The following is a 12,713-nucleotide window of genomic DNA, read 5'->3' as shown; positions in this document are numbered from 1 at the left end:
ACACCCCTTTACTTTACTAATTCTTCTACTTTCTGATAACATTTATCCTCTACCTTTTGGTAAATATGATATGTTAAAGCATTAAGTAATATCAATGCATCGTTTTTATCATATTGACCATCTGTTTTTAACTGATAAGCTTTTTCAAAAGCTTTTAATGCTGTTTCTGTTTTTTTAGAAAAATAACCATCCTGACGATCCACATCAAATCCCAATTCTTTAAGCATGACCTGCATATATTCAATACTTTCATCTACATCATCATAGCGATATGTCTTTTCTACTTTCTTCACTTTAAAATCACTCATTGACATTGTATGGACTTCATAATCAGGTTTAATTCCTACTCCATTAATCCATTCTCCTTGTGAAGTTAACCATTTTGCATTCGTATACTTCAAAATAGAAGAATCAGATAATATTTTTTGTGACTGTGCAATTCCTTTTCCATATGTTGTCTCACCAACTACCTGATATTTAAGAACTTCTTTTAAAGCAGATGTAACAACTTCTGAAGCACTTGCACTCTCTCCATTAACCAAAATATAGCCATGCTCAAATGTATATTTTTCCCGATTTGTTGCTTTATAGACCTCTTCTTTTCCTTGTTTTGACTCAGTTCTAAAAAGCACTTTTCCATCATCAATAAATAAATCTAAAATATTCTGGGCCGCCTGTAAATAACCGCCACCATTTCCACGCAAATCAATCACAATATTCTCTACTTTTGCTTTTTGAAAATCCTTTAAAGCATCTTCAATAAGGATTGCAATCCCTTCACCAAATGTTGTAATTCGTAAATAACCAATCTTCGTCTCGTTTGATTGTCTAATCTGGTAAGCAACTGAAGTATCAACACTTGCTCGTTTTGCTATTATGTCTTTTGGTTTTCCATCTCTTAGAATTCTTAGTGATACATTTGTTCCATTCTCACCTTGAATCACATTTTTTATTTTTTCAGATGTATAATCAGCAATAGAAGTTCCTTCAACATGTGTAATCATATCACCAGCTAAAAGACCAGCCTGTGCTGCTGGTGTATTTTGATAAACATCTAAAACCAATGCACCATTACCATCAATGGTCGTATATGTAATTCCAATACCTTGAAAAGTCCCATTAATTTGTGTTTCCAAACTTTGTGATTGCTGTTGATTCATATAAGAAGAATAAGGATCTCCCAATCCTGCAACCATTCCACCTAATAAACGTTCTTGCAATGTTAACTGTGTATCCGTTGTATCAACAAAATCATTAGCAATAATTTGTGCTATCTGATCATAAATTGATTCTTTTGAGTTTGTTTCCTTTTTTTCGCTTCCACGTAAAAAATAACCACCAAACCCTCCTACAACAAGACAAATAATGCATAAAATAATATATAGAGGTTCTTTCCTCATTTTTCTTTTCTTTTTATTTTCATATTCAAAATTAAAATCATCCATATTTACACCTCGTTTCCTTATTTTACCATATATTTCACGAAAATATAACCTACAAGTCATATTTATTACGAAGCATCATCACGTATGATTTTCATAAAATATATCTGTTTATGTAAATGTAGAAAACTTCCCATAATGTAATACATAAAAACTTCTTTCATGCATTTTTATGTCTAGCAAAAGCATTATATCACAAAATGTTGCATATTTATATATAAATGCGCAACATTTTTCTTTATAAACAACAAAAGCAATCTCTAAGACTGCTTTGTTAAATAATTTTGTATGCATTGATAACTTTCTTCACTAATAATATGTTCTAATCGACATGCGTCATCCTCTGCCTGAGCATCACTCACACCCAAACTTATAAAGAAATTGGTTAATGTTGTATGACGATTATAAACCTTTTCAGCAATTTTTCTACCCTCATCAGTAAATTCAATATAACCTTTTTTATCTACTTCAATCAATTTTGATTCTTTAAGCAGTTTGATTGCCCTTGAAACACTTGGCTTAGAAAAATTCATCTCATGTGCAATATCAATTGAACGTACATACTGATTTTTATGTTTCAACATGAGTATTGTTTCTAAATACATTTCTCCTGATTCATGTAAATCCATTTTTGTCACCTCATATCTTCATCTATTATAGCATAACTTACTAGCCTAATGCCACATCCAAAACCATCATCACAACAAATCCAATCGCAAATCCTATTGTTGCAATATTAGAATGTTCACCTTCAGACGCCTCAGGGATCAGTTCTTCAACAACAACATACATCATTGCTCCAGCAGCAAATGCTAATAAATATGGCAAAATAGGAACAACTAATTTAGATAACAAAATTGTGATAAAAGCACCAATTGGTTCAACAATCCCAGAAGCTGTTCCATATAGAAATGCTTTTCTTTTTGACATTCCTTCACTTCTCAATGGCATCGATATAATGGCTCCTTCTGGAAAATTCTGAATAGCAATCCCAATCGCTAGTGCCATAGCCCCCATCACAGAAACTTCACTATTTCCCATCATAACTCCAGCAAATACAACACCTACAGCCATCCCCTCTGGAATATTATGAAGCGTTACTGCCAAAACCAACATCGTTGTTTTTTTCAAATGTGCCTGCTTACCTTCAACCTCGTTATCTAAATGCATATGAGGTATCGTATGATCTAAAATAAGTAAAAAAGCAATTCCCAACAAAAAACCAACTGCTGCTGGCATAAATGCAAATTTTCCTAAAGATGCTGACATATCTATAGCCGGAATCAACAATGACCAAACTGACGCTGCAATCATAACACCAGAAGCAAAACCTAATAAAACCTTTTGAATAAGTGTGCTCATCTTACGTGCCATAAAAAAGACGCAGGCTGATCCTAATGTTGTTCCCAAAAAAGGAATGAGTAAACCTAATACAATTGATGTATCCATGTTTTTTCCTCCTTTCATTTCTTTTTTCTTATCATACTATAACTTTTTTCATTGGTCAAAAAATATGCAAAAGAAAAGAATTTATTGTCCTTTCCCTTGCATATTTCATTAAAAATGATGATTTTATCAAAAAAAGAGCACCTATGTGCCCTTTTCGAGTAATTAAATATCTCTGGGGTTTTTACTGGCACTCAAATTTATTGGGGTGCCTTTTCTTTTTATATTGTTTCTTCTTTTCATTTCTATGGGGTTCTTTCTCTTTATATTTTCTCTAAATCATTATATGATTATTTTATAAAATTTACAGAAAGAAAATGGATAAACAATCGCCCCGACCAAAGTTTGATTATTTATCCTGTCCTATTGAAGAACACTATGATAATAATTCAAACTCACAAAAAAATCAAGCCTTTCAATCAGTTTGTTTATGACAGATTGATTAGAAGCATCAACTTCAATAAAATTGAGTGCTCCAGTTGTCATTCCCACAGCTGGACTTTTCATGCCTACTATGATCGTCATACTGATTTCTTCAATAGAGATATTGTTATCAGAATACTGAGAGTTCAATGCACTGATTGCGGTGTGACTCATGCAGTTCTTATTCAGGAAATGATTCCCTATTCAATTGCCGATTTCTCTGTTATCTGTTCATCTGTCAATTATTCTCAGTTCACTTATTCCTCTCATCGCTTTTTTCTCATCCATAAATATCACGATATCCCCCTTAGATACATAACCTTATGCTGGATGAACCGCAGAAATCATCCTTGTCTTTTCTATTTTCCCACATGACTTTTGTATGCCTTTCCCTTTTTCTATGTTACTTTTGTCTTAGAAACAAGATGAAAGGAGATTTTTATATGAAGGCTATCGATGCACCACCTCTTTTGGAAGATGGTGAACTGCTCAATACTACCATTATGCCTATTATTTCCGAAAATGATATTCTCAAGTTCTTCAATCTTGAAAAAGATGATATTCAGGAATTCAGAATCACCCATCAGTCAGATGGAATTTACATCTGCATCAGACTGAATGTCAAATATCATCAGTGTCCTGTATGTGGTCAGATGACTGATAAAATTAAGGATTATTCTCAAAAAAAGATTATTCATTCCGTTCTTAATTATTCCCAGTGCTTTATCATATACGAAGCCAGAAGATATCGCTGTCCTCACTGTCACAAAACATTCTTTGAACACAATCCCTTTGTATTTGGAAGTTCCAGAATCTCTGTAGCGACTGTATCCAATATCCTCAGAGATCTTAAGCTTCCCAATGAAACATTCACATCTGTTGCCAGGCGTTATCATGTTTCAGTAACCTCCGTCATCAATATCTTTGATGATCATGTCCGTATTTCCAGGAGACCTCTTCCTGCATGTCTGGGTATTGATGAGGTTTATGCATTCAAGACTTATAAAAGCAAATTTGTCTGTGTGCTGGTTGACTGTACTGACCAGAAGATTGTTGATGTCCTGCCAACACGTAAAAAGGATGACCTGATCAGCTACTTTATGCTTATTCCCAGAGAAGAGCGTGAAAAGGTGCTGTACTGTTCGTTTGACATGTGGGAAACCTACAGGATTGTTGCCAGACACGTCTTTCCCAATGCAAGCTGCTGTATCGACAAGTTTCATGTTGTTCAGGAACTGGGGCGAAGAATGGATAAAGTCAGAATATCAGCTCAGAAAAAGTACATGACACAGATCAGGGAACTTCAACAAAAAAAGAAGAATATCGGCCTTACAAAAGAAGAGGAATATATATACGAGGAAGCATCCAGACACTACTATGTGCTTAAAAAATTTAACTGGATGTTCATCTCAACTGACAACAGAATATTTGATCCCAATGAGGAAAAGAGATACAACAGAAGACTGGAAGGATACTACAACTATTATGATCTGTTTGATTATATGGTGAAGTATGACAGAGAACTTGATATCGCCTATGACCTTAAGGACAGTGTTACCCGTTTCTACAGACAGTGTCATTATGAAGACGCAAAGAAAAAACTGGAAGAAATCATTATCGACTTCAGGTGCTGTCCTATAGAAGAGATGAGCCAGTTCGCCAACACTCTGACAAGATGGAAGCAGGAAATCATCAATTCCTTTATGATTGTAGACAGGGAGAAAAACAGAAAGATGAATACTGCGATTGTAGAGAACCGCAATAAAAGCATCAAGCTGATCAAACATGCATCAAATGGATACCTGAACTGGGAACGTTTCAGAAACAAAATCTTATTTTCACTTAACAGTGATACAACCTATTATCTCAATATTATAAAAAAGGAGGACAAATAATAATGATAAAGACATACAAGCTTATTCTGGAGGACGATGAGAATAGGATTCTTGAAGAAGATGAAGTTCTGGAAGAAATACTGGAAGACATAAGTAATATGTATAGAAGAATCATGATAATATCTTCAAAAGTAGATAAGATTTTAGAAAAATCCAATGAACGATTCTAATTAAAAAAGTCTATACAAAAAAGTGGGGTCAGTTAAGCCCCACTTTATTTGATAGATGAGATTCACGAAATCCCAAGTTATTTTAGATTACCCCCTTTTCATTGCATTATTTAGTTAATTCAGCGAAATATTTAATAGTTCTAACCATGTTAGAAGTATAAGAATTTTCGTTGTCATACCAAGCAACTGTTTGAACTTCAGTAGTTCCATTATCTAATGGTTTAACCATAGTTTGAGTTGCATCGAATAATGAACCATAGTTGATTCCAATGATATCAGAAGATACTAATTGTTCTTCAGTATATCCAAATGATGGAGTTGCTGCTGCTTTCATAGCTGCATTAACTTCTTCAACTGTTACTTCACCTTCAACAACTGAAGTTAAGATAGTTGTAGATCCTGTAGGAACAGGTACACGTTGAGCTGAACCAATTAATTTTCCATTTAATTCAGGGATAACTAATCCGATTGCTTTTGCAGCACCAGTTGAGTTAGGTACGATGTTAACTGCAGCAGCACGTGCTCTTCTTAAATCACCTTTTCTATGAGGTCCATCTAATACCATTTGGTCACCAGTATAAGCATGTACTGTTAACATGATACCAGATTTGATTTTAGCTAAGTTATTTAAAGCGTTAGCCATAGGTGCTAAACAGTTAGTTGTACAAGAAGCTGCTGAAATAATTGTATCATCAGCTTTTAAGATACCTTCGTTTACACCAAATACAACTGTTGGTAAGTCATTTCCTGCTGGTGCAGAAATAACAACTTTTTTAGCTCCTGCATCAATATGAGCTTGAGATTTTGCTTTAGATACATAGAATCCTGTACATTCTAAAACAACATCTACACCTAATTCTCCCCAAGGTAATTTAGAAGCATCTGCTTCTTTGTAGATTTCGATTTCTTTTCCATCTACAACGATAGAAGATTCTTTAACTTCTACTTTATCTGCTAAAGCATATCTCCCTTGTGCTGAATCATATTTTAATAAATGTGCTAACATTTTTGGATCAGTTAAATCGTTAATTGCGACTACTTCATATCCTTCAGCACCAAACATTTGTCTAAATGCTAGACGTCCAATACGTCCGAAACCGTTAATTGCTACTTTTACTGCCATTTCTCTGACATCCTCCTTGATTTATTTTATGCCTCTATTATAGTCTACAAACCAAAATAAATCAATAAAAGTTGTAAGTATTATATAAAAAAATTCACATGGATATGAATGTAACCTCTTCCAAACACAAAAAGACTTTTTCCTACATCTCTTTTGTTGAAATAAACACATTTTTCCAATATCGTTATAATTTTTTTACAAATATTGTGTTTTCATCATAAGAAGTTAACAAACTCATCTATTTAATGAATAATCATCTCAAAAGACTCTATAATGAACTATGGAGGTCAACATTTATGAACTTTATACCAACAGTTATTTTAAAAAAACATTCAAAAGAATATGCTTATGACATATTTTCAAGGCTCTTAGAAGATCGTATTATCATGTTATGTGGAGAAATCAATGATGAAATGGCGAGTTCAATTGTCAGCCAACTTTTATATTTAGAATCACTCGATCCTAATGCTGATATTGACATGTATATTAATTCTCCAGGCGGAAGTGTATCAGCTGGTTTAGCTATTTTTGATACAATGAATTTTGTTAAATGTGATGTTTCAACAATTAGTATTGGACTATCTGCAAGTATGGGTGCATTTTTATTAGCAGCTGGAACAAAAGGCAAAAGATATGCTTTAGAAAATAGTGAAATCATGATTCATCAACCACTAGGTGGGACAAATGGTCAAGCAAGCGATATAGAAATCACAACAAAACACATTTTAAAGCAAAAAGAGAAATTAAATCGTCTGCTTTCAGAAATGACCAGTCAACCATTACGACGTATTAAAAAAGATACTGATCGTGATTATTTTATGAATGCCTATGATGCATTAGAATACGGTCTTATAGATGAAGTTTTAAAAAAGTAAGCATCAATTGCTTACTTTTTTAATTCAATACATAAATGCTTATTTTCAATAAAAAGATTTTCAATAGGTAAATCACAAAGATAATAACAGGCATCATCCTTAAATAATAAATGTTCATCATGGATCATTTGTTTCAAAGCACTTAATAAACCTAATTGTAAAAATAAATATTCAACTTTCCCTGTCACCTTTTCAAATCCCAACCGACCATCTTGATATGACAATGCAAATGTCGCACTCATATCAAAAACATGTTCCTGATAAGCAACCACAGCCTGCATTTCAATAAAATCACGAATCGCCAAATGGGATTCTTTTATAAATATTGAATATTTATTTAAGAATGGCTTTAATCCATATTCTAAACAAGTTTTCACTTCATTTTCATTTAAAATCATTTTCTCACCCATATATTATATGAATCCAATCAAAGAATATGTCGTCAATCAATCACTGGATACTTTTCAAAAATATGATAATAAGTAAAATAATCATTTTCTAATGGTATCCACATATCTATAAATTGATTCATTTGTTTAGGATTACGTTTTTGTAATCTTTGAAGCTGAGTTTTAGAATCAATTCTTAATACAACTTGATGAGTATAATAAGGCAAGAGTTCTGGATGCAATGCATAACTTCCTTCTATAATATTGTAGGGATGATATGAAATTTTATGCACTGTTTTATCTAATGCCATAACTGAACAATCAAATGGCTGATAGCTTACTGTCTGTTTTTGACTTAATGGTTTTAAAACAGTTTCTAAAAATCTTTCATAATCAACGTTTCCCCCAGGCTCGGCAAGTCTTTGCGGTGTTCTTTTTTCAGCCGGTAAAAAGAAATCATCCATATGAAATACATGTCCACCTAATTGTTCTTGCAATTGAGTTGCTAATGTTGTCTTTCCAGAAGTTGACATACCATCAATCGCCAATATAAAACTTTCTGCTTGTTGTAATTGAAAAACAAGTTCATCAATTTTCATAACTGCCTCCTTGTGCTTTTACAAGAATAAAGGTTGAAATAAGAACTAAGCCACATCCAATCATTTTCATAATTGTCAAACTTTCACCTAAAAAAATCATTCCTACAATAATACTTGTAATCGGTTCTAAAGTCGAAAGAATGGCTGTTAAAGATGCTCCTAAACAACAGATTCCTTTTTGAAAGAGAACAACACCTATCAGTGATGTAAAAACGGCTACAATCATAGCTAGCAAATATCCTTCAATAGGCATCATTGAAAGATTATGGGTTATCAATGCAAATATAAAGATAATTATGGCATTCATAGCAACTAAATAAAAGTTAAAAACATATGGATTGATATAACGAATTGTGGAATGATCCATCCCAATCATATAATAAGCAAAGAAAACACCTGAAAAAATAGCACAAAGAAAACCTATCAAAGATGATGAGGACGAATCTATAAAACATAAAATCCCAATAATTGCTATTATTAAACAGACAATCTGTTTCTTATTTAAGGATTGCTGATAAAACAAGAAATTGATAACACATACAAATAGTGGATAAAGAAAATGAAGAACAGTTGCACTTCCCACTCCAATATAACTATAAGATGAATAAAGTAAAACAACAGTCAACGTATTTCCAAAAAAACCTACTTTTATCACATCTTTTAATTGTTGTTTGGTTAATTTTAAAGAGACCTGCTGATAGAAAACAATTAATAAAAATAGAGGTACAACAAATAAATGTCTTAAAAAAGCAAGTTGAATACCATTATTTCCCATTGCATATGTCATTTTTCCAATCGCTGGCGTAATACCAAATATAATAGTAGAAATGACTGTAAAGACAATCCCTTTTTGTTTAGTATTCATTAAAAATCTTCCTTATCTCTTCACGTTTGGTTGTTTGTGTCAATGCTAACATCAAGAGGACTCTTGCTTTTTGGGGAGTAAGAGTGTTCCCTGAAATACAATAATGATGTGGATCAAAAATATCATCATCAAAAACAATCCCTTGAGCAACACGTGAGCAACGTACAAAAATAATTCCTTGAGATGATAAATCATTAATTGCTGATAACCATTCCTCACTATAATTACCACTACCTGACCCCGTTAAAATAATACCATGATGATTTTTAGCCATATCATATAATAACTGACATGATGCACCAGCATAAAAATAAACGATACCAACTGATGGTAAATCATGATATGAAGATTTTGAAAATAGAGAATTCAATGTATGTGTTTTGAATGTTTTGGAAAAGAAATAAACTTCATGGTCCTGCATATAACCTAAACAGCCAAAAGCCTTCTGATCAAAAGCATCTATTTTATAATTATTCACTTTCTGAATATCTCTTCCTGAATAAATTGTATTTGAAAAAAGCCCCATAACACCTTGGTGGTGTGCTTCTTCATGTGTCGCTAAGCAAACAGCCTGATATAAATTATATGGTCCATCCGCACTGGTTGCTGTAGCTGGACGCATAGCTCCAGTCATGACAACTGGTTTTGCACTATGAATTGTTAATGTTAAAAAATATGCTGTTTCATCTAATGTATCAGTTCCATGTGTAACAACAACCCCATCAATATGTTCATCTTGAACAATTTCATTAATAATACGAGATAATTCTATCCATCTTTGTGGATTCATTTCATTACTATCAATATTCATTAATTGATATTCTTTAATATTGGCTATATCCTGAATCATTGGAATTGACTGAATAATCTCATCAACATTCATTTCACCAGCACGATAAGCAACAGTCTTTCCCTGTTTTCCTGTTCCAGCAATAGTTCCGCCAGTCGCTACAATTGCAATTGTTTTCATGTTTCTCATCCTTTCATACTCTTGTTATTCTATCATTTTGTATTTTTATACACAACATAAAAGGACACTTTTCTCATTTTTAAAAAAGTGCCCTTCTACCAATCATCCTTGCTCATAAAGCCTCCATTATTCTATTTCATGAATTAAATATTTTTGTTCAATTATTGGTTTGAAATCATGACATGTCTTCTCATTCGTCTCTTTTGAAATTTCAAATAATAGAATTGGAGTATATTCATCATTCAATACTGGATAAGGATTATTTTTAATGATACGAAGAATAATTTTTAAATCACCATCTCCTATCACTATATCATGACTACGACAGATTCGTTTAAAAACCTTTAATGTGATACCTTGTAAACGATGATTCATGAGACTCCAATTTGTCATAAAACTCCCTCCTTTCAGGTATTTTTTATAAAAACTATACCTTTTCTATTCTATTTATATTATAATGTTAAGAAAATAAAACAACAATATGCAATCTGTTAAGATTTATTTAATTTTAGATAAAATCATAAAAATTGTATAGTATTGGGGGGGAAAATTATGCGTACAGAATATCGTAATGCAATCAAATCTAAAGTCTCTATTAAAAATGCATTTATTCAATTGCTTAAAGTGAAACCAGCGAGCAAAATTACTGTGACTGATATTATTCAGATTGCAAATATTAGTCGTGGAACTTTTTATGCTCATTATAAAGATACTCTTGATTTATGGGAAAGTTTTCAAAGAGATTTTCTAGACCAGTTAATTCACTTTACTGAAAAACATAAGGAAACATTATTAGTTGATAAGATTGATTTATTATTAAATAAAACCATTGATATTCTTAAAAATGATTATGAAACATATTGTGTATTAGCAAATCAAGATTTTTCTTTTGATTTTTATCATGAAGTCAAAAGAGTTATTTTAAGGGAATTAACTCAAGAATACGCTGTTTCTGCAGAAATTGAAAGAAGCTTAAATATTTATATTGGAGGATTTATTATGTTATTGAGGGAATGGCTAGAAAATCCTAATTTTGAATCAATGGAAGATTATGTCAAAACATTATCAAGACTTATTCATCAAGGAACCATCATTTAAAAAGATGGTTCTTTTTAAACCATCTCATCTAAATCTTCTCCATTACTTTCAATAACTTTTTTATACCAGTCATATGATTTTTTCTTATATCTTTTTAAAGTTCCATTTCCATCATTATCTTTATCCACATAGATAAAACCATAACGTTTTTTCATTTCTCCTGTTCCTGCACTGACAATATCAATTGGTCCCCAATAAGTATAACCAATCAAATCCACCCCATCAGCAACGGCTTCTTTCATCGCTTTGATATGCTCTCTTAAATAATCTATACGATAATCATCATTAACTGTTTCATTTTCTAAAACATCAATATTTCCCATACCATTTTCTACGACAAATAAAGGTTTTTGATAACGATCATATAATTCATTTAATACATATCTAAAACCGACAGGATCGATTTGCCAACCCCAAGGTGTTTCCTTTAAATAAGGATTCTTTTCACCAACAATACCACCAGTATGTCCTAATATAGGCATACCTTCTTTATATGTTGTTGTTCGATAATAAGAAAAACCTAGATAATCACTTGGATATTCTTTCATAATTTCTAAATCACCTGGCTGAATATCTAAATGAACATCATATTCTTCAAACCAGCGATCAGCATAACTTGGATAATAACCACGCATCATAACATCACTAAAAAACAATGAACGTCTTCTTAAATTATAGGCACCTAAAACATCTTCTGGTTTACATGTATTGGGATACACACCACTTAATGATAACATACATCCAATGTGAGCTTCAGGTATCATTTCATGACAGAGTTTATTGACTTTACTGCTGGCAACAAACATATTATGTGCGGCTTGAAACTTACATTGCATAGGATGATTCGTTTTCTCTGGCTTGATTGCTGCGGCAGCAAAAGGAATTGTATGCACATTATTAATTTCATTAAATGTCATCCAATATTTGACCTGATGTTTATATCTTTCAAAAAGCACTTCACAATAGTGAACAAAGAAATCAATTAATTTTCTATTTTCCCAACCACCATAAGTATCATATAAATAAAGTGGTGTTTCATAGTGAGAAATCGTTACAACTGGTTCCATTCCCAATTCTAACATTTCATTAAACATATCATCATAAAATTGTAGTCCTGCTTCATTAGGTTCTGTCTCATCACCATGTGGAAAAATTCTAGCCCATGAGATACTTGTTCGAAAACAATTAAACCCCATACCACTCATTAATTTTAAATCATCCTTATATGTGTGATAAAAATCAATAGCCTCATGTGATGGATAATATTTTCCTTCAATAACTTTTTCATCTGCTTCATACATTAAACCTCTTGAAACATCAGTAACATTCACACCTTTACCATCTTCAAGATAAGCTCCTTCAGCTTGATTAGCTGCAATCGCTCCTCCCCATAAAAAATCTTTTCTTAATTTTTTCAT

The 12,713-nt window shown here is 32.3% G+C and carries 15 protein-coding genes; 4 read left to right on the top strand and 11 right to left on the bottom strand.

Annotation, left to right across the window (positions count from 1 at the left end; translation table 11 throughout):
- Positions 1–8 precede the first annotated feature (8 nt).
- The 4 genes from BN1865_RS15515 to BN1865_RS18480 all read right to left on the bottom strand — a co-directional run bounded on the left by BN1865_RS15515 (position 9) and on the right by BN1865_RS18480 (position 3,485).
- Positions 9–1,445, bottom strand: a complete 1,437-nt coding sequence (locus BN1865_RS15515) for a S41 family peptidase (protein ID WP_050638167.1) — start codon at positions 1,443–1,445, stop codon at positions 9–11.
- Between the two features lie 257 nt (positions 1,446–1,702).
- On the bottom strand, positions 1,703–2,071 hold the full coding sequence (locus BN1865_RS15505; protein WP_050638165.1) for a metal-dependent transcriptional regulator: 369 nt from the start codon (positions 2,069–2,071) through the stop codon (positions 1,703–1,705).
- Positions 2,072–2,111: 40 nt separating this feature from the next.
- Positions 2,112–2,891: a ZIP family metal transporter gene (locus tag BN1865_RS15500; RefSeq protein ID WP_050638164.1), complete on the bottom strand. Its 780-nt coding sequence runs from the start codon at positions 2,889–2,891 to the stop codon at positions 2,112–2,114.
- A gap of 360 nt (positions 2,892–3,251) precedes the next feature.
- Positions 3,252–3,485: a hypothetical protein gene (locus BN1865_RS18480; protein ID WP_157844080.1), complete on the bottom strand. Its 234-nt coding sequence runs from the start codon at positions 3,483–3,485 to the stop codon at positions 3,252–3,254.
- A 269-nt stretch (positions 3,486–3,754) separates the two neighbouring features.
- On the opposite strand from BN1865_RS18480, the gene BN1865_RS15495 reads away from it, so the two are divergent.
- Together BN1865_RS15495 and BN1865_RS18475 are read left to right on the top strand one after the other, a co-directional pair.
- On the top strand, positions 3,755–5,206 hold the full coding sequence (locus BN1865_RS15495) for an ISL3 family transposase (RefSeq protein WP_232780323.1): 1,452 nt from the start codon (positions 3,755–3,757) through the stop codon (positions 5,204–5,206).
- Positions 5,207–5,208: 2 nt separating this feature from the next.
- On the top strand, positions 5,209–5,376 hold the full coding sequence (locus BN1865_RS18475) for a hypothetical protein (protein ID WP_157844079.1): 168 nt from the start codon (positions 5,209–5,211) through the stop codon (positions 5,374–5,376).
- Between the two features lie 106 nt (positions 5,377–5,482).
- On the opposite strand, the gene gap is transcribed toward BN1865_RS18475, so the two are convergent.
- Positions 5,483–6,499 (bottom strand): type I glyceraldehyde-3-phosphate dehydrogenase, encoded by a 1,017-nt coding sequence (gene gap / locus BN1865_RS15490; RefSeq protein ID WP_050638163.1) that lies wholly within the window; start codon positions 6,497–6,499, stop codon positions 5,483–5,485.
- 296 nt (positions 6,500–6,795) lie between these two features.
- On the opposite strand from gap, the gene BN1865_RS15485 reads away from it, so the two are divergent.
- Positions 6,796–7,374, top strand: a complete 579-nt coding sequence (locus BN1865_RS15485; protein ID WP_050638162.1) for an ATP-dependent Clp protease proteolytic subunit — start codon at positions 6,796–6,798, stop codon at positions 7,372–7,374.
- An 11-nt stretch (positions 7,375–7,385) separates the two neighbouring features.
- Here BN1865_RS15485 and BN1865_RS15480 read toward each other — a convergent pair whose 3' ends face one another.
- From BN1865_RS15480 to BN1865_RS15460, 5 genes are all read right to left on the bottom strand, one after another.
- Positions 7,386–7,772: a hypothetical protein gene (locus BN1865_RS15480; RefSeq protein WP_232780418.1), complete on the bottom strand. Its 387-nt coding sequence runs from the start codon at positions 7,770–7,772 to the stop codon at positions 7,386–7,388.
- 44 nt (positions 7,773–7,816) lie between these two features.
- The gene (locus BN1865_RS15475; protein WP_050638160.1) at positions 7,817–8,362 is read right to left on the bottom strand and encodes a uridine kinase family protein; all 546 of its coding nucleotides are present in this window, start codon (positions 8,360–8,362) and stop codon (positions 7,817–7,819) included.
- Positions 8,352–9,227 (bottom strand): DMT family transporter, encoded by an 876-nt coding sequence (locus tag BN1865_RS15470; RefSeq protein WP_050638159.1) that lies wholly within the window; start codon positions 9,225–9,227, stop codon positions 8,352–8,354. The genes BN1865_RS15475 and BN1865_RS15470 overlap by 11 nt, the downstream gene beginning before the upstream one ends.
- A complete protein-coding gene (locus tag BN1865_RS15465) occupies positions 9,217–10,197 on the bottom strand; it encodes an asparaginase (protein WP_050638158.1) in 981 nt (326 codons plus the stop codon). The genes BN1865_RS15470 and BN1865_RS15465 overlap by 11 nt, the downstream gene beginning before the upstream one ends.
- A gap of 126 nt (positions 10,198–10,323) precedes the next feature.
- Complete coding sequence (locus BN1865_RS15460) at positions 10,324–10,590, bottom strand: hypothetical protein (RefSeq protein ID WP_050638157.1); 267 nt, start codon at positions 10,588–10,590, stop codon at positions 10,324–10,326.
- Positions 10,591–10,749: 159 nt separating this feature from the next.
- Here BN1865_RS15460 and BN1865_RS15455 point away from each other — a divergent pair, with 159 nt between their 5' ends.
- Entirely contained in the window at positions 10,750–11,295 is a 546-nt protein-coding gene (locus BN1865_RS15455) for a TetR/AcrR family transcriptional regulator (RefSeq protein ID WP_050638156.1), read from the top strand.
- Between the two features lie 14 nt (positions 11,296–11,309).
- Here the strand turns inward: BN1865_RS15455 and BN1865_RS15450 are convergent, their stop codons facing one another.
- On the bottom strand, positions 11,310–12,713 hold the full coding sequence (locus BN1865_RS15450; protein WP_050638155.1) for a glycoside hydrolase family 1 protein: 1,404 nt from the start codon (positions 12,711–12,713) through the stop codon (positions 11,310–11,312).

Source organism: Candidatus Stoquefichus sp. SB1 (assembly GCF_001244545.1).
GTDB lineage: Bacteria > Bacillota_I > Bacilli_A > Erysipelotrichales > Coprobacillaceae > Stoquefichus.
This window is presented reverse-complemented; position numbering and strand designations above follow the sequence as displayed.